Source organism: Paraburkholderia xenovorans LB400 (assembly GCF_000013645.1).
GTDB classification, from domain to species: domain Bacteria; phylum Pseudomonadota; class Gammaproteobacteria; order Burkholderiales; family Burkholderiaceae; genus Paraburkholderia; species Paraburkholderia xenovorans.
This window is the reverse complement of record NC_007951.1, coordinates 567,248-585,032: the sequence shown is the minus strand read 5'-3', so window position 1 is coordinate 585,032 and position 17,785 is coordinate 567,248. Positions and strand designations below refer to the sequence as shown.

Here is a 17,785-nt window from a genome sequence, read left to right as displayed (position 1 = left end):
TGTAGAAAAGCAAAAAGCCACCTTTGGGTGGCTTTTTTGTTTTGTACATCATAGTTTCACTTTGTTTTTACTAGGCTTGGCTTTAATCATCAAGTTTAATGATATGACTGCTTTCATCATATCAGGACGTATCCACTTACCATGAACATAGTGCTCTTCAATCAATTCCCCATGCCTATATACCTCAAAAGCTGCTCCATCTTCGCGGTGAGGCTTTCCATGTGAATACCAGCACTTTGAGCCATCAGGAAATATTTTGGCTGGTCCATCATCACGGTGAAGCAGCCCATCTCTAAACCAACGCTCTACACCTCGCTCATCGATAGTCTTCCCATTTTCAACTTTATTTTCGTGGTCCTGTTTATTCATAGTTTCGTCTTTTATTTATATTTTAATTATAATAAATAAAAGAGCAAAAATCAAAATCTATCTTTCTTTGCTGGTTTAGCTTCGCCAATCAGGTTTTCAAAATGATTTTTTTGATTTCTGATATTGTTTAATTCTGAAAATACTGCATATATTTCACCCTCACCCAAATCTCTCATAAAGCACAACTTTGGAACGAATTCACAATCATCCGTTAATATTTTTATGCTTTCCTCATTAAATTCAATAAACTTCTTTTCTCCAACATCTAAATTATCAATAACAAACTGAGAAAAGTGAAATTTATACCAAACTGGCCCAGGTAGTGAGTTGTCTTTTTCTATGGTAGATGTGAAAAAGCCTATCTTGATCAGGTGGTTAAAGTAGTCCTGAACATCCTTATCAAGGTCTTCCATGTTGAGCATATAAGTGGGTGGAGGGGAAGCACACAGTATCCACACACACAGGTGCTATGTCGACATGCCACGCGAACAATCACGCGCCATAGCCTCTACAGGCTGCTTCCCTCCCATACATACCAAAGCACCAACCATAGGCCTGGAGCCTGTTACGGCCGGTTTTGATGGGTCGCTTCTTGGGCAACGGGCAACAAAAAAGCGCCCTGGATGATGTGAGCGCTTTCTGTACAGCCAACAATTTTAAAAGATGTAGTTTTTTACACTACCTCTTTATATTAGGTTCAATTTTATAAAAGTCAAATACTTTTACTATTGACAAAGTACATTATGACAATAAAATAAAAAGACAACAATTTAAAAGAGAGACTTTATGATAAAAACAATAATAAATAAAAAGTCCTTGTTTGCATTCTCAATATTCATATTGACGATTTTTTGCTCAACAAGTGCATTTGCTTTAGACCTAAACAACCTAACTGATTTGTTCACTGTTCCTTCAGGTGATGTATCAGCCAGTATCCTCAAATCCTTGTTTGGAGCACTTCCCAGCTTGGGTGGTGCTGGTACAGATGCCTTCCAACAGCCAATTGCAACTTTCAATCAGCTAGTGTTGATAGTAGGAGGCGTGTTAGCAGCTTACGGTATCTTAACTGGAACTGTGATGACTGCACATGAAGGCGAAGTAGCTGGGCGTTCAATTCATTCTGTTTGGTATCCCATTAGAACAGCCATTGGCTCAGCTTTAATACTTCCAGTATTTAATGGCTACTGCACTATTCAAGTGTTAGTCATGTGGTGTGTTCTACAAGGTGTAGGTTTAGCCGATGCAGTATGGGCTACTTTTACTAGTTCTTCTAATTTATCAAACATGGTATCAGTTAGCTACAATGGACCAGACGTTAATAAATTAGCACATGACATAGTAAAAGCTGAAATGTGCATGGCTGCAATCAATACTTTTTATAATAGCCCTGCTGAACAAGGTGGCAATCCAAACCTATTGCCACAAGCTGGAATCAACATGGCTGTAACCCCAGTAACTTCAACTGATTCGGCGCCTGCTGATATGTTTAATGGTGCTCCTGCCTCATCAATTACATCAACTATTTATAAATTTGGTAACTCAACAGGTGCTGGTGGAATTTCAGTTGATTATTGTGGAACAGTGACTGTCACACCAATGACTATAGCGAGTGCTACAGCCAACACAAGTTCAACTTCTCAAAGTTTGGCTTGGAGTATTGGTGCTACTGGTCCTTACACTCAACAAAATATAAATAATATTAATCAGGCGCAATCACAAGCCATTCAAACGATGATTAGTGATGCACAAAGCTTAGTGTCCACTACTGCCCAAACAATTTATTCAGATTCAAAAAACGGAATTTCTTTAACGGGTTCTGACATTCAAAGCTTTAATTCATCAATCGATACCATGATTGGCCACTACAATCAAACTGTTCATGCAGCAGCAGCAAATGCGATGAATAGTGCTGTGTCTTTTAGTGATATCTCTGCTGAAGCACAACAAGATGGTTGGGCACTAGCTGGTGCGTGGTTTATGAAATTTATGTATTTACAAGATAGAACCCAACAAGCAATAGCAAACGTTCCTACTTCAAGCGCCATTAATAGTATTCCTTCCGACATGATGGGGGATTTAGGTAGTATTTATATGAGTGGATTGAATATCTTAGCGTCTAATTCAAGCGTTTCAGGTGATTATGGCATCACTGATGATGCTAACAAGCAATCATTCGTCAAAGATGGAGACATGGGTGCTGCTGTCACTCGTTTAGTTGGAAAAGCGCTTAATTTTTCAATTAATGATAACGATAATCCTGTCATGACTGTAAAGCGCTTGGGTGACTGGATGATTACAGTAGCTGGAGCACTAGCCACTGTAAAAATAGCCACTACAGCAGGTGTTGTAGGCAAGGTTTTATCTTTTGTGGGTATCAGCGATCTTATTACCATAGTATTAAGCCCAATCATTATGTTTTTGATTTGCTTGGGTTTCATTTCTTCTTACATCATTCCTGTAATGCCATTTATTATGTGGTTTGGCATCGTGACTGCTTATATCATTTTATGTGTTGAAGCAGTGATAGCAGCACCTTTATGGTGCGTGATGTTACTCAATCCACAAGCTAATGGCTTACTAGGCGAGCAAAAGCGTGGGCTTCAGATGGTTCTTAATTTAATGTTAAGACCAACCGTCATGATTTTTGGCTTAGCCGCATCAATTATTTTAATTCAAGTAATGGGCACATTACTTAATCATATTTTTAGTTCAGTTTGGGTAATGAGCCAAAGTAGTTCTAATATATTAGTAGCAATTTTGGGTGCTGGTGCTGGCGTACTTGTCTATGATGTAATGGCATTTTTATTAATTAAAAAATTATTTGGAGCCATTACACAAATTCCAGATCAATTATTCAATTGGATTGGTGGAAGTCCAGTGGGTTTAGAATCTGCTTCTAGCAAATTGACTGCTGGCATGATGCAACTTAATACGCACATTGGTTCAGCAGCTAACCAATTAAGAAACATTGGTGGTGGTGCTATGGCTAGAGCAATACCTAACACAACACAAACTCCACCAAATTTATTGTCAAGTTCTACAACTCAACAAAAAACAGAAGGAAGTTCTAATTCTGGCTCAACACTATCAGCGATGGAAAACAGTCAAAATGATTCAAAAACTGATGAAACATTAGGTGGTATGGCTGAACACTCACCTAATTTAGCAGAAGCTTTTTCTGAGTCTGGTGTTATGAGTAATATTGGAAATTCTCAAGAACGAAAAGATTCTGCTATTGGCTTTAATTCAATGGTTGACCAAGCGCACTCAATGTTAGGTGGCTCACAATCACAAGCTTCTCAAGCATACAGTGAAAATTTAGCTGAAGCAATTAAAGCCAATCCTTTCATGAATAAAGGCCAAATGGCACATCAGTCAAATTCTGCACTTGTTAGCTCAATGGACCATGCATATGGAAGCGGCGCTACAGCTATCACTAGTGCCATTGCTACAAAGCAAGATGGTTCTATTAGTAGAACCCAAGTTGGTAACACTGCTCAAACCTACAAATCATTGATGGGCGCCATGAATAATGCTGGTGTAGATTCATCCTCACAGGCTGCAATGCTAGGAACCATGAATAGTAAAACATTGGAGGCTAGCCAAGTGGATACCAATACTTCAATGTCTCAACATCTACAAAATCATGCAACACAAGTAATTGCAGGATTAGGAACTTCTAACAGCGATGAAAATGTAGAATAAACGACAAAATAAAAGGCACTCAGATGAGTGCCTTTTATTTAAATATTTTTAATTTGAACATTTGTTGGCTCAACCCCTTCAATGACTTGCTTTTTTGCCATTTCATAATTTTCTTTTTTCTCATCAGAGGAGAGATTCAACTTATGTCCATACTTTATTGCTAATGCCTGAAACGCTTTTTGCCTAGCCAAAAATTCTTCCATAAGTGCTTGCTGTTGCTTCATGGCTTCTTGCAATTGAATATTGCGCTTAACCAAATCATGAATTGTTTCTTGATTATTATTAATTAATTCGTTTTTTTCATTAATTTGACCACTTTGTTTAGCAATAGTTTGGTCGCGCTCGGAAATAATTTGGCGCGCTTGGGCTTCCAATTGCCTAATGTAATCATCTTTTTGAGCTTGCAAATTCTCATGAGCAGTTTTAATGTTAGTCAACTGATCACGAAAATTATCTGCTGCTGAGTAGTGAAAATGTTCCAACATTTTTAGTATCCTTTTGTTGACTCAGATTCAAACTTAAGCTAAAATGATTAAAATAAATTAGAATTGCAAAGCCAAAATTTAATAAAATAACTTCATTGTATTAGTATTTTATTAAATCGTCAATATAAATGCTTAATTAATAAATTATAGTGTTGCATTTATATCTCATATTTGAATACAAGTTGGTCTCCTTACGCACACTTCCGAGCTAATCACCCAGCAGAAATAGTCTCGAATCGAATATTCTGGACTAGACTATAGCATCAGTTGATGCTCTATGGTCAACGCTATGAGCGCGTGCGGAAGGTTCTGAAAAGCGTGCGCGTGTCAGCCAACCTCACCCAAATCGAACTTGCCCAAAAATTGAGCAAGGGGCAAAGCTATGTCTCCAAGCTTGAGCGCGGGGAACAGTTTGTGGAGCTACTGGAGTTTATTGAGTGGTGTGAGGCATGTGGAATAGCACCTCAAACCGTCATTGGCGAGATTTGAGGGCTAGGAGCGCTTCTCTGTTTCACCTATACAAACATACCAACTGCATTGCACGAGCCTGCTATAGCTCGTTTTGAAGGGTCGTGTTGGCACTCCCATCAAGTAATTATTCTACTTTGGCTCATTGCCAGTAGGTGGCTTATCCTCAGCATCTTTCCTCATTTTTAAGGCTTTAGTCTTAACTTTTGTGAGCTTATAAGCCAAGAACTCTTCTTGGTTGATTCCACTTATCTTTGAAGCCAGTTCATCACATAGCGCTTCACTTACTTCTTCTGCTTCCAGCCTCCCATCAACCAAATACATTACCAAAAATACGTGGTTTGGGTATGTGCCACCAACTTTAATGGTGACTTGCTGAGGTGTCTTACCTTCCGCCATCAATTGAAGAATCTTTGACATTTCTAAATTAATTTTTGAAATTTGAAAATTAATAAAAAGTCCGAGTGCATCGTACTGCGTTAAAATTTCATCTACAATTGATAACATAAAAACTCCTTTACATCAAAATAATGGAGTTTATATTTTTGTCAAGCTTATACCTTATCTTTCCTTCCCTTTTTTTGATTTTTTAAGGCATCAGGACCATCACTATCAGCAGAATCTTTTAAAGCCAGTAGATGAACTCTGAAATTTTCAATTTTTTGCTTTAGCTTATTATAAAAACCTTTTTCTTTAGCAGTAGAGGCCTTACTAAATAAAGCATCTTTTTCTTTTAACACTGAATCGTATTCAACTGCATTTTTTATTAGACTATTAGCACCTGCGATATCTTGCTCCAACTCCAACACCAGACCTTTTGACAAACGGCCACCTAATTCACCGACAGATTTGAATATTTGTAATGAGTTATCTGTCTCGATGGCATCTTGCCCAAATCTATCTAAATTATGAATCATATTTCTCATTGCCACATCAGACAACGGGCTGGAGCCATTGTCAACAACCGCAGTTAGGTCTTTATCCTCTGCGTAAAATTTAATTAATTTAACAAATTCGATAGATTCTTCTTGAATTGCAGTAAATAATAGTGAATTTTTCGTTTGTATATCATATGAAGCAATAAGATGTGGGTTTTCTTTGATTAAGCTTTCTAGTTTTTTGTAATTAGTGTTAATACCAGACTCATCGTCACTTGCCTCTTGAATCAACTCGCATCCATACCTTAGTAAATTTTTCATAATTATATCGCCTCTTTTTTATATATTATGATTGTTATTTTCTAAAATGCAAATAATCTTGCTACGCGATAATTATCATACAGCAATGAAAAGTCCCTTTAATTTATAAGTGAGTGGTGTTTACTTACTTATAAATTGAAGGTGGCAGTTTTCTTAAATTGGAAATTGCACAAGTTCTATGTAGCGCTTCAGTTCTTCAACCTTGTAGTCTTTTCCATAAACTGTAGCATTTGTGCCTACCAATTCATGACCGCACAGCCTACAACGCACATCAGATATCACATCTTTATCAATGAGTGCGTTATTGAAGTTTTGCCTGAGTGAATGCGTACCATGCACGCGAGCCGTTTTTTTAATTTCAAGCTTTTTGAGATATGCACCAAATTCAGTTGTGACATACTCACCTTGATTATCAAAAAGCGTCCTTTTGCCTAATTTTTTTCTTTCTTCATAGTATTTGATGAGACCAATTTCAATCAATTTACTATGCACGGGAATGTTCCTGAAGGCATTGATTGTCTTTAGGCTCTTATCTTCATCGTCGTTTAAATTAAAATAATAAATGCCATTTTCTTGCCTAATGTCATCCAAATGCAGTTGGCTGGCTTCTTCAACTCGCATACTGCTATATAGCTGTATCAGTGGTACAAAGTAGAGTTGAATATTTTTCTTGTAATAAGCTCTATAGCGCTCAACATCAAAAATTATTTTTAACTCATCCATTGTGAAGGGCTTGAATGAGTTAGTGACTTTTTTCAATTCAGCCCTGTTTAATATCTTCAGTCCTTCAAATGGGTTATTAAAAGGATAGTCGTAATTTTTGATAATAAATGTGAAAAAAGCTTGTAGGTGAGCAACTTTGTTATCCACAGTTTGGGCAGTGATTCCAGTTCCAATCAGATGCTCTTTGAACGAGCGCGCGTTTAATTTGTTAATAGCTGTAATGGGTGGATTGGTCCCGCTTAAAATTTTATTCCAAAACTCATTGATACTTGCCATATAAATATCAATGGATTTGGTCATTTTTCCACCAGCTTTAATCATTCTTTCTTTTACAAAAGCATCTTTGACTTCAACAAATTTGAAGTTTGATTGATATTTTTTATCCGAATTTTGAGTTGCGGAAGACTCAACAACAACATTCTTCTGCACTTCACCCACATCAGCGTGATGCTTTTCAATGCGAGCCTTAAGGTCGAGGTACTCGGCTCGCTCAAATTCGTTATTTATATCGAAATCATATTGAACGTTATTAAACGTAACACTCAAATCTTTATGAATGTTGTTAATAACATCAAGATTAAAGTCAGATAGCTTTTTCTTCATAAGAGTAGCAAGCATGAGGTCGAACTGATAGGACAGATGCCCTGCTAGCATTCTGGCCTTCTGAAAGTCCCTTGTACGCAGACTTTTCTTCAGTTCTTTGGTCTGGATAAGCGATTGTAGGGACTTAGGGACCACGAGGCGAAGGGTGTATGTCCCATGCCTATTGGTAGTAAGGCGGTAGTGTGAGCGCGTGGCAGTCTTGCCACTGTAAAATGACGGGTTGTGCTGGGTGTTGATGGTGGACATTGGCTACCTAATTGGCTACCCAGTCCCGAGTTTTACCTGAAAATACGCTTAAAAATCAGTTACTTAAGTGCTTTTCGGGTAAAATGCGATTTTACCCGATGCCGGCCCACTGGCTGGAATTTGAATCATCCGGTCCCGACGACACCTGGGAAACAACCTTGCAAGAGAACTCCTCGATTCTGACGCCGGTCCAGCGCCGCGCCTTCACCTGGCTGGCCATTGCGCTGGGCATCGGCATTCTGCTCTGGCTGCTGAGTCCGGTCCTCACGCCGTTTCTGCTCGGTGCGATTCTCGCGTACATTCTGCAGCCGGGCGTCGCGTGGATGGTGCGCCGGCGCGTGCCGCGCGGTCTGGCGGCGTTGGTGATGATGCTGTTCTTCACGTTGCTGATGACGCTGCTCGTCCTGCTGGTGCTGGCCGTCGTGCAGAAAGAAGGGCCGCAACTGCGGCAGCAGGTGCCCGTGCTGTTCGCGCATGCGAATGCGTGGCTGCAACCCAAGCTGGCCTTGCTGGGACTGGCCGATTCGCTCGATTTCGCCAGCATCCGCGATATGGTGATGGGGCAGCTAGAAGGCAGCGCGCAGACCGTGGCACTGTATGCATGGACCTCCATCCGCACGAGCGGCAATGTGATGATAACGGTGGTCGGCAACGTGGTGATGGTGCCGCTCGTGCTGTTCTACCTGCTGTACGACTGGAACCGCATGCTCGCCCGCATGCAGACCGTGGTGCCGCGCCGCTGGCTCGACAAGACGCTGCAACTCGCGCACGACATGGACCAGATGCTGTCGCAATACCTGCGCGGCCAGTTGCTCGTGATGGGCGTGCTCGCCGCGTATTACGCCATCGCGCTGAGCCTCGCGCGCTTCGAGATCGCGTTGCCGGTCGGCATTTTTACGGGGCTCGCGGTGTTCATCCCGTACATCGGCTTTGCGACCGGTCTCGCGTTGGCGCTCCTCGCGGCGCTGCTGCAATTCGGCGACTGGTACGGCTTCGGCGCGGTTGCGCTGATCTACGGCGTCGGCCAGATCCTGGAGAGCTTTTTTCTCACGCCGCGCCTCGTGGGCGAACGGATCGGCCTGCACCCGCTCGCGGTGATTTTCGCGTTGCTCGCGTTCGGGCAACTGTTCGGCTTTTTCGGCGTTTTGCTGGCACTGCCGGTCAGCGCGATTCTGTCGGTCGCCACGCGCGAGCTGCGGCAAAGCTATCTGGCGAGCTCGCTTTATAAAAACTGACTGCCTGTTGACTATTCCGGCCCGTGCTGCGGGCCGCTTGCGGCCCAAGCCTCATTTTCGGCATTCACCTACTGTGCTTCGTCAACTGACGCTCGATCTCGGCACCCCGCCGCCATCGACATTCGACAATTTCTTCGCCGGCGCCAACGCCGAGCTGGTCACGCGCCTGCGTGAGCTCGACAACGCGCTTGCGGCCGGGCCGGTCGCCGATCGCACTTTCTACATCTGGGGCGAGTCCGGCAGCGGCCGCACGCACCTGCTGCAGGCGCTCGTGCACGAAGCGCCGCCGGGGCACGCACGCTTTGCCGGCCCGCAGAGCAGCCTCGCCGCCTTCGGCTTCGACCCGCGCGTCGCCCTCTATGCGATCGACGATTGCGACGCCCTGTCGGCGGCGCAGCAGATCGCCGTCTTCAACCTGTTCAACGAAGTGCGCGCCCATCCCACCAGCGCACTGGTCGCCGCGGGCAACGCGCCGCCCATTGGCATGACGGTGCGCGAGGATTTGCGCACGCGCCTCGGCTGGGGTCTCGTATTCCATCTCGCACCGCTGCCGGACGAAGACAAGGCCGCGGTGCTCAAGCACGCGGCGCGCGAGCGCGGCATCATGCTCGCCGACGACGTGCCGGCCTATCTGCTCACGCATTTTCGCCGCGACATGCCGAGCCTGATGGCGCTGCTCGACGCGCTCGACCGCTTTTCGCTCGAACAGAAACGCGCGGTCACGCTGCCGCTGCTGCGCACCATGCTGGCCTCGCCCGACGCCGAAGAACGGCGCGCCGCGCCGGGCTCGGCGGCCTCATCCGCTTCACCCGCCGCTTCAAGTAAAATAGGCCCCCATGGCTAACCTCGCACTCTTCGATCTCGACCACACGCTCATCCCCACCGACAGCGACCACGAATGGGGCCGCTTCATGGTGAAACACGGCATGGTCGACGCCGAAAACTTCGCCCGTGAAAACGACCGCTTTTTTGCCGACTACAAAGCCGGCAAGCTCGACATTCACGCCTATCTGATCGCCATGCTCACGCCGCTTTCCAGATACACGCGCGCGCAGCTCGCCGACTTTCACGCGCAGTACATGCACGAAGTCATCAAGCCGGCAATCTTCCCCGCCGCGCTGGAACTGGTGAAGCAGCACCGCGAAGCCGGCGACCTGTGCTGCGTGGTCACCGCCACCAACGAATTCATCACCCGGCCGATCGCGCAGGCATTCGGCGTCGACACGCTGATCGCGTGCGAAGCGGAAACCGTCGACGGCGAGCCGCATTCGCCGTACACCGGCCGCCCCACCGGCACGCCGAGCTACAAGGAAGGCAAGATCGTGCGCACCGAAGCGTGGCTCGCCTCGCTCGGCAAGACGTGGAGCGACTTCGAGCACAGCTATTTCTATAGCGACTCGCACAATGACATCCCGCTGCTCGAAAAAGTCACGGACCCGATCGCGACCAATCCCGACGACACATTGCGTGCCCATGCGCAGGCCAAAGGCTGGCGCATCCTCGAACTCTTCCAACCCTCGTGATCAAAAAATTTATCCGCAAGCTATTCGGCCAGGACACGGCACCCGCTGACGACACCCTGCCCGCCGAAGCCGAAGCAGACGAAACCGGCAACGCACCGGCGCGCACGCCGTCAGGCGCGAGCAAAGCGCGTCGCAAGCCGGCCCGCTCCAGCGCGCCCGCGAAAACCGTGCGCGATCCGGACGTGCCGGTCATCATTCCGCACGACGTGCACGGCATCGACCAGGCGCTGATCTCGAGGAACGCGATTCGCGTGACCGAGGGTCTGCAACAGGCGGGGCACCGCGCGTTCATCGTCGGCGGGGCGGTGCGCGATCTGCTGCTCGGTATCAAGCCGAAAGACTTCGACGTCGCCACGGACGCCACGCCCGAACAGGTGCAGAAGCTGTTCCGCCGCGCGCGCATCATCGGCCGGCGGTTTCAGATCGTGCATGTGCAGTTCGGCCAGGAGATCATCGAGACCTCCACGTTCCGCGCGCTGGTCGATCCGCCCGCGGCCGACGCGCCTCCGGCGCGCCGCCTGAAGCGCGACGAGCTCGACCGCCGCACGCATGCGGTGGACGCGAGCGGCCGCGTGCTGCGCGACAACGTGTGGGGCGAGCAGCACGAAGACGCCACGCGCCGCGACTTCACGATCAACGCGATGTATTACGATCCGGCGACGCAAACCGTGCTGGATTATCACAACGGCATGGCCGACATGCGCGCGCGCCTGCTGCGCATGATCGGCGACCCGGCTACGCGCTATCGCGAAGATCCGGTGCGCATGCTGCGCGTGGTGCGTTTCGCGGCGAAGCTCGACTTCGAGATCGAGGACAGCACCCGCGAGCCGATCGCCGGCATGGCCGATCTGATCAACAACGTACCCGCCGCGCGTCTCTTCGACGAGATGTTGAAGCTGATGCTCTCGGGCCATGCGCTCGCGTGTCTGAAGCGTCTGCGCCAGGAAGGTCTGCATCATGGCCTGCTGCCCCTGCTCGACGTGGTGCTCGAACAGCCCATCGGCGAGAAATTCATCACGCTCGCGCTGAACAATACGGACGCCCGCGTGCGCGCCGGCAAGCCGGTGTCGCCGGGCTTCCTGTTCGCCACGCTGTTGTGGCACGACGTGCAGCAGCGCTGGCAAAAATTTGAAGCGAACGGCGAATATCCGGTTCCCGCCCTGCATCGTGCGATGGACGAAGTCCTCGACATGCAAACGGAGAAACTCGCGATCCACAAGCGCTTCTCGTCGGACATGCGCGAGATCTGGGGTTTGCAGTTGCGCCTCGAGAAACGCTCCGGAAGAAGTGCGGTGAAGCTGCTGGAACACCAAAGATTTAGAGCGGGGTATGATTTCCTCCTGTTGCGCTGCGAATCAGGCGAACTCGATGAGTCGGTCGGTGCGTGGTGGACGGAGTTCATAGAAGGAGACGTCGCCGCACGTGAGACATTGCTCACGCAAGGCGGGAAGGACCGAAGCCCCAGAAAACGACGGCGGCGCAGCAGTGGCGCCAGAAACCGCAAACCGGGCGACGGATTGGAGGGCGGCACGCCAGCCGAACGCACAGCCGACGAAGCAGGCCATGACGGCCCGCGCGAAGACTGACACAGCGTTCGCTGAAGCCGTCGAACGACAGTTGCAGGAAGTTATGCCATGACGGTTGCTTATCTCGGCCTCGGCGCGAATCTCGGGGACGCGCGCCAGACCCTGAAAGACGCGGTGGTGTGCCTCGCACAACAGCACACCATCACCGTGCTCGCCAAGTCGAGCCTGTATCGCACTGCCCCGATCGACGCGGGCGGTGACGATTATTTCAACTGCGTCGTGAAGGTCGATACGACGCTCCCCGTGCGGCATCTGCTTGCGCTATGCCACAAGATCGAACATCAGTTCGGCCGCGAACGGCCGTTTCGCAACGCGCCGCGCACGCTCGACCTGGACATCCTGCTATTCGGCGATCAATCGATCGACGAAGCCGATCTGATCGTGCCGCATCCTCGCCTGATCGAACGCGCTTTTGCGCTCGTGCCGCTCGTCGAGATCGACTCCGCCTTGATCATTCCGCAACACGGCCGCGCCGAGGCGCTGCTCAGCAAGGTGAGCGATCAACGCATCGAGAAGGTGAAAGGACCTTGCCAGTGTCCTATGCTCAACGCGTTGACCGTCGGTGAAGACAAAACCGGCAAGGGCCGCTGCGAATGAATTCATCGCCGCTCACCGTCACGGCGCCGCAGCTGCGGCCGCCGTTCGGCTATCTCGCGATCGAAGGCCCGATCGGCGTCGGCAAGACGTCGCTCGCACGGCGCCTCGCGCAGCGCTGGTCGATGCAGGAAATGTTCGAACGGCCGCAAGATAATCCGTTTCTCGAACGCTTTTACCGCGACACCGTGCGTTACGCGTTGCCCACGCAATTGCACTTCGCCTTGCAACGCGCGCAGCAGGCTCAGGACGTGAGCGCGGCGCACCTGTCGGGCACGCCGCTGATCGCCGATTTCATGACGCAGAAGAACGACATCTTCGCGCGTCTGACGCTACAGGAAGACGAGTGGCAGTTGTATCGCGCGCTTGCCGCGCGGCTCGAAGTCAGCGCGCCGGCGCCGGACTTCGTGGTCTATCTGCAGGCGAGCCCGGAGGTGCTGTTCGCGCGCATCCAGAAGCGCGCGGTGCCGATGGAGCTACAGATTTCCGACGCCTATCTGCACGCCCTGTGCGATGCGTACAACGAATTTTTCTATCACTACGACCGCACGCCCGTGCTGACGGTCAACGCCGAACACCTGAATCCGCTCGACTCGGACGCGGACCTTGCGCTGCTTGCCGAACGCATCGAGACCATGCGCGGCCGCAAGGAATTCTTTGTCAAAGGCACGTCGCTCTGAGCGGCACGGCCACCTCTTTTTTCTCAACGGATTGACCCATGACCTATTTGCAGGAAGCGAGCCGGAACGCCGTCACCGTGCCGAAACTGCAGGCAATGCGCGACGCCGGCGAAAAAATCGCCATGCTCACCTGTTACGACGCGAGCTTCGCCGCGCTGCTGGATCGCGCGGGTGTCGACGTGCTGTTGATCGGCGACTCGCTCGGCAACGTGCTGCAAGGCCAGACCACTACCCTGCCCGTGTCGCTTGCCGACATCGCTTATCACACGGCTAGTGTAGCGCGCGCGCGGCCCGCGGCGCTGATCGTGGCCGACTTGCCGTTCGGCACTTACGGCACGCCGGAAGATGCTTTCAGAAGCTCGGTCGAGTTGATGCGGGCCGGCGCGCAGATGGTGAAGCTCGAAGGCGGCGAATGGCTCGCGGACACGGTGCGCTTCCTGGTGGAGCGCTCGATTCCCGTGTGCGCGCACGTCGGCCTGACGCCGCAATCCGTGCACGCATTCGGCGGCTTCAAGGTGCAAGGCAAGACCGAGGCGGGCGCGACGCAGTTGCTGCGCGACTCGCTCGCCGTGCAGGCGGCCGGCGCGCAACTGATCGTGATGGAAGCGATTCCGACGCTGCTCGCCAGCGACGCCACGAAGCAATTGCGCATTCCGACGATCGGCATTGGCGCGGGTCTGGATTGCTCGGGTCAGGTGCTGGTGCTGCACGACATGCTAGGCATTTTCCCCGGCAAACGGCCGCGCTTCGTCAAGGATTTCATGCAGGGGCAGCCGAGTATTCTGGCGGCCGTGGAAGCGTATGTCGCCGCAGTGAAGGACGGTTCGTTTCCTGGACCGGAGCACACGTTCTGAGTTTCAATCGATAGGGAATCGGACAAAACGGGCATGTTCGCGCCCGTTCTGGTTTGCATCCGGGATCTCATCTCATGCAAAGCCGGCCGTCTTTCTTCGTCTACCTTCTAACGCGGCGCCGTCCGCGAGCCGAGGAGAGGAGAGAGCACCATGAGCCCGTTCTGCCTGATCGACGTCGCGGAAATCCGCGACCACGCCACGGTACCGCATGACGTGCGGGAGTCCACATGGCACGCGCGTCTGACCGGTTGGATGAACCGACTGCTACAGGTTCTTCGTGGCTGAAACGCTGGCGGGGCGAGGCCTGCGCCGTCCGCCCGCAGCGTCTAATACGCTTTCAGTCAGTCCACGAGCCGCGCCGGCACGGCGCCTCGCAGCGCGTTGCACACCATCAGCGCCTCCGCGTTTTGCAGATCGGCGCGGGTCAACACACGTTCGGCCGCGTGCAGGTCCGACGCCTCGTCGAGCAGAACGCTGCGCATCACGCCGGGCAATACGCCCGACGCAAGCGGCGGGGTCCACCAGCGCCCCGCCAACTTCACGAAGACATTCGACCGGCCGCCCTCGGTCAACTCGCCTTGCGCGTTAAAGAACAGCGTGTCGAACGCGCCCTTCGCTTCGGCTTCGCGCCAGCCGCGATCGTATTCGGCGCGGCGAGTGGTTTTGTGGCGCAGCAGCAGGTCGCCGGCGTCGGTTGCCGGGAACGCATGATCGGGCCCAAGCAACACGCCTACAGTCGATTCACCTAACGGCGCCAGCACGGCCGCGGTGATTTGCGCCGTGCCGTTTTTGCTCAGCGCAACGCGCATGCGATGCGGAATATTCGCGGGCAGCGACGCGCACTTCGCCGCGATCTCTGCACCCATGACGTTTGCATCCTCGAGTTTGAAGCCGAGCGCCGCAGCGCTCGACGCGAGTCGCGCCAGATGGCGCGATAGATGCCGCACGCCCTCTTCGCGTGTTGCATACATCGTTTCGAAGAGCTCGAAGCCCGGCTCGGCGTTGGTCAGAAATCGGGCTTTCAATTGACACTCCGCGTATTCGTCGGCGGCGACGCTGTCGAGCACGATGCCCGCACCAATGCCCATTCTGCCCTCCAGCTGGCCGTTTTGCGCCGAGCGGCTCAACGTCAACGTGCGAATCGCGACGGACAGGCAGAAATCGCCACAGGCGGTTTCGTTCGCAGCGGAAGCGGGTGTGTGTGCGCCCGTGGCGCCGGTGGCCGCCGAGTGCCCATCCAGCCAGCCAATGGCGCCGGTATAGAGCCCACGCGGCGTGCTTTCGAGTTCATCGATCAACTGCATCGTGCGATGCTTCGGCGCACCCGTGATCGATCCGCAGGGAAACAGCGCGCGCAGCAGCCCGGCAAACGAGGTGCCGGACCGCAGTTCCGCATGCACCGTCGAGGTCATCTGCCAGACCGTCGCATAGGGCTCGACCGAAAAGAGCGCCGGCACCTTGACCGAGCCGGTTTGGGCCACGCGCGACAGATCGTTGCGCAACAGGTCGACGATCATCACGTTTTCGGCGCGGTTTTTCGGATCGTTGCCGAGGAATTCGGCCGTGCTCCGGTCAACCGCCGGGTCGTCCGAGCGCGGCGCCGTGCCTTTCATCGGCCGCGCATGCAACACCGAGCCCTGCTTTTCAACGAACAGTTCCGGCGAGCACGACAGCACCCAGTCACCGTCCGGCAATGCGATGAGCGCCCCGTACCGGACCGGCTGACGCGCCCTCAGCCGCCGGTATAGCGCGGTGGGCGAGCCGAATACATCGAAGCCGAGCCGATACGTGTAGTTGACCTGATACGAATCGCCCGCCTCCAGCGCCGCGTGGATCGCGCCGATCGCCGCGTTGAACTGCGCCGGATCGACGCTTGCGCGCACGTTGGCCGTGCCCGCCACCGAAGGCTCGGCCGCGCCTTCGTCGCGCGCCATTAGCCACGCGTCGACCTGTTCGCGCGAACGCTTTTCACAATGTTCGAACAATAAAAAACGCAGCGTGGCATCGCCACGCTGCGTTTTCGGAGACCGGTGCGACTTTATATCGAGAAGATTCCGTCCGAACTCATAGTCGGCCAGTACGACGGCATGCAAGCCACGCCGCGTTTGCGCAGCCACGCTCTCGCATACGGCTTCGAGCTGCGCGGCTTGCGTACACACCCATTCATGCACAAAACCCGTGTACAGACGACTCGAGGGGCGCGCCGCCGTTGCGTCGCAATCGTCGAGCAACGCAAAAACCGCGCTGTGCTCATCTGCCGTCATACCGACCGCCAAGTTCAAACTGTCATTAATCGAAGAAGCTCTTCACCCGGTCGAACCAGCTTTTGCTTTGCGGACTATGCCGCGAGCCGCCCTCGACGAGCGCCTTTTCGAACTGCTTGAGCAGATCGCGCTGCGGCTCGGTGAGCTTGACCGGCGTTTCGACCTGCACATGCACGTACAGATCGCCGGCAATACTCGAACGCAGCCCCTTGATGCCCTTGCCACGCAGACGGAACGTCTTGCCCGATTGTGTACCTTCCGGCACGGTAAAGCTGGCGCGGCCCGCGAGTGTCGGCACTTCGATCTCGCCGCCCAGTGCCGCAGTGGTGAACGGAATCGGCATCTGGCAGTGCAGATCGTCGCCGTCGCGCTCGAACACCGAATGCTGCTTGATGTGAATCTCGACGTACAGATCGCCCGACGGCCCGCCGTTGATACCCGGCTCGCCGTTGCCGGCCGAACGGATCCGCATGCCGTCGTCGATACCTGCCGGGATCTTCACTTCCAGCGTCTTGGTTTCCTTCACCTTGCCGGCACCGTGGCAATGGCCGCACGGGTCGGGAATGTAGGTGCCGGTGCCGTGGCACTTCGGGCAGGTTTGCTGGATGCTGAAGAAACCCTGCGACATCCGCACCGAACCCGAACCGCTACAGGTCGGGCAGGTTTCCGGCTTGGTGCCGGGCTTGGCGCCCGAACCGTGGCAGACCTCGCACGACACCCAGCTCGGCACGCGAATCTGCGTGTCGTAGCCGTGCGCGGCCTGTTCCAGCGTGATTTCCATGCTGTAGCGCAGATCGGCGCCGCGATACACCTGCGGGCCCGCGCGGCCGCCACCGCCGCGTGCGGCGCCACCGGCCGCCTGGCCGAAGATGTCGCCGAAAATATCGCCGAATGCATCGGCAAAACCACCAAAACCTTGTGCGCCGGCACCGCCCATGTTCGGATCGACACCCGCGTGGCCGTACTGATCGTACGCGGCACGCTTTTGCGAGTCCGAGAGCATTTCATAGGCTTCCTTCACCTCCTTGAAATGCCCTTCCGCATCCTTGTTGCCCGGATTGCGGTCAGGGTGGTGCTTCATCGCCAGCTTGCGATAAGCCTTCTTGATTTCGTCGTCGCTCGCGTTCTTTGCGACGCCCAGAACCTCGTAGTAATCCCGTTTCGCCATATCGGTTCAACGCCACTCGCGCAATGCGACGCGGTGGCTCCTCTTGAATGCTGGAGTCTCACGACTCGTCCGGCCGCTGTATC

Annotated in this window: 18 protein-coding genes; 10 read left to right on the top strand and 8 right to left on the bottom strand. The window is 52.3% G+C overall.

Annotation, left to right across the window (positions count from 1 at the left end; all coding sequences use genetic code 11):
- Positions 1-48: 48 nt before the first annotated feature.
- Both BXE_RS45615 and BXE_RS45610 read right to left on the bottom strand, forming a co-directional pair.
- Positions 49-369 (bottom strand): hypothetical protein, encoded by a 321-nt coding sequence (locus BXE_RS45615; protein WP_038456961.1) that lies wholly within the window; start codon positions 367-369, stop codon positions 49-51.
- A gap of 50 nt (positions 370-419) precedes the next feature.
- Positions 420-782 carry a hypothetical protein gene (locus BXE_RS45610; protein ID WP_148222888.1) on the bottom strand — a complete coding sequence of 121 codons (363 nt, stop codon included), beginning with the start codon at positions 780-782 and terminating at the stop codon, positions 420-422.
- A 373-nt stretch (positions 783-1,155) separates the two neighbouring features.
- Between BXE_RS45610 and BXE_RS43775 the strand changes: the two genes are divergently transcribed.
- A complete protein-coding gene (locus BXE_RS43775) occupies positions 1,156-4,074 on the top strand; it encodes a DotA/TraY family protein (protein ID WP_011486873.1) in 2,919 nt (972 codons plus the stop codon).
- Positions 4,075-4,112: 38 nt separating this feature from the next.
- On the opposite strand, the gene BXE_RS02570 is transcribed toward BXE_RS43775, so the two are convergent.
- Positions 4,113-4,559 carry a hypothetical protein gene (locus BXE_RS02570; RefSeq protein WP_011486872.1) on the bottom strand — a complete coding sequence of 149 codons (447 nt, stop codon included), beginning with the start codon at positions 4,557-4,559 and terminating at the stop codon, positions 4,113-4,115.
- 270 nt (positions 4,560-4,829) lie between these two features.
- Between BXE_RS02570 and BXE_RS02565 the strand changes: the two genes are divergently transcribed.
- Positions 4,830-5,048: a helix-turn-helix domain-containing protein gene (locus BXE_RS02565; RefSeq protein ID WP_038456963.1), complete on the top strand. Its 219-nt coding sequence runs from the start codon at positions 4,830-4,832 to the stop codon at positions 5,046-5,048.
- A gap of 111 nt (positions 5,049-5,159) precedes the next feature.
- Here BXE_RS02565 and BXE_RS02560 read toward each other — a convergent pair whose 3' ends face one another.
- From BXE_RS02560 to BXE_RS02555, 3 genes are all read right to left on the bottom strand, one after another.
- Complete coding sequence (locus BXE_RS02560) at positions 5,160-5,534, bottom strand: hypothetical protein (RefSeq protein ID WP_011486870.1); 375 nt, start codon at positions 5,532-5,534, stop codon at positions 5,160-5,162.
- 47 nt (positions 5,535-5,581) lie between these two features.
- Complete coding sequence (locus tag BXE_RS45605) at positions 5,582-6,226, bottom strand: hypothetical protein (RefSeq protein ID WP_011486869.1); 645 nt, start codon at positions 6,224-6,226, stop codon at positions 5,582-5,584.
- Positions 6,227-6,379: 153 nt separating this feature from the next.
- Positions 6,380-7,798: a site-specific integrase gene (locus BXE_RS02555; RefSeq protein ID WP_011486868.1), complete on the bottom strand. Its 1,419-nt coding sequence runs from the start codon at positions 7,796-7,798 to the stop codon at positions 6,380-6,382.
- 158 nt (positions 7,799-7,956) lie between these two features.
- On the opposite strand from BXE_RS02555, the gene BXE_RS02550 reads away from it, so the two are divergent.
- The 8 genes from BXE_RS02550 to BXE_RS47820 all read left to right on the top strand — a co-directional run bounded on the left by BXE_RS02550 (position 7,957) and on the right by BXE_RS47820 (position 14,555).
- Positions 7,957-9,033, top strand: coding sequence for an AI-2E family transporter (locus tag BXE_RS02550; RefSeq protein WP_038458356.1), 1,077 nt, complete (start codon positions 7,957-7,959; stop codon positions 9,031-9,033).
- 73 nt (positions 9,034-9,106) lie between these two features.
- Entirely contained in the window at positions 9,107-9,877 is a 771-nt protein-coding gene (gene hda / locus BXE_RS02545; protein ID WP_011486866.1) for a DnaA regulatory inactivator Hda, read from the top strand.
- Positions 9,870-10,556 carry an HAD family hydrolase gene (locus tag BXE_RS02540; RefSeq protein ID WP_011486865.1) on the top strand — a complete coding sequence of 229 codons (687 nt, stop codon included), beginning with the start codon at positions 9,870-9,872 and terminating at the stop codon, positions 10,554-10,556. Before hda ends, BXE_RS02540 begins: the two co-directional genes overlap by 8 nt.
- The gene (gene pcnB / locus BXE_RS02535) at positions 10,553-12,142 is read left to right on the top strand and encodes a polynucleotide adenylyltransferase PcnB (RefSeq protein ID WP_011486864.1); all 1,590 of its coding nucleotides are present in this window, start codon (positions 10,553-10,555) and stop codon (positions 12,140-12,142) included. The genes BXE_RS02540 and pcnB overlap by 4 nt, the downstream gene beginning before the upstream one ends.
- 48 nt (positions 12,143-12,190) lie before the next feature.
- Entirely contained in the window at positions 12,191-12,739 is a 549-nt protein-coding gene (folK, locus tag BXE_RS02530; RefSeq protein ID WP_011486863.1) for a 2-amino-4-hydroxy-6-hydroxymethyldihydropteridine diphosphokinase, read from the top strand.
- A complete protein-coding gene (locus tag BXE_RS02525; RefSeq protein ID WP_011486862.1) occupies positions 12,736-13,416 on the top strand; it encodes a deoxynucleoside kinase in 681 nt (226 codons plus the stop codon). Before folK ends, BXE_RS02525 begins: the two co-directional genes overlap by 4 nt.
- Positions 13,417-13,454: 38 nt before the next feature.
- A complete protein-coding gene (gene panB / locus BXE_RS02520; protein WP_011486861.1) occupies positions 13,455-14,270 on the top strand; it encodes a 3-methyl-2-oxobutanoate hydroxymethyltransferase in 816 nt (271 codons plus the stop codon).
- A 150-nt stretch (positions 14,271-14,420) separates the two neighbouring features.
- Positions 14,421-14,555 carry a hypothetical protein gene (locus BXE_RS47820; RefSeq protein WP_267886367.1) on the top strand — a complete coding sequence of 45 codons (135 nt, stop codon included), beginning with the start codon at positions 14,421-14,423 and terminating at the stop codon, positions 14,553-14,555.
- A 56-nt stretch (positions 14,556-14,611) separates the two neighbouring features.
- Here BXE_RS47820 and pabB read toward each other — a convergent pair whose 3' ends face one another.
- Positions 14,612-16,534 carry an aminodeoxychorismate synthase component I gene (pabB, locus tag BXE_RS02515; protein ID WP_011486860.1) on the bottom strand — a complete coding sequence of 641 codons (1,923 nt, stop codon included), beginning with the start codon at positions 16,532-16,534 and terminating at the stop codon, positions 14,612-14,614.
- 25 nt (positions 16,535-16,559) lie between these two features.
- Positions 16,560-17,702 carry a molecular chaperone DnaJ gene (dnaJ, locus tag BXE_RS02510; RefSeq protein ID WP_007179199.1) on the bottom strand — a complete coding sequence of 381 codons (1,143 nt, stop codon included), beginning with the start codon at positions 17,700-17,702 and terminating at the stop codon, positions 16,560-16,562.
- Positions 17,703-17,785: the final 83 nt, after the last annotated feature.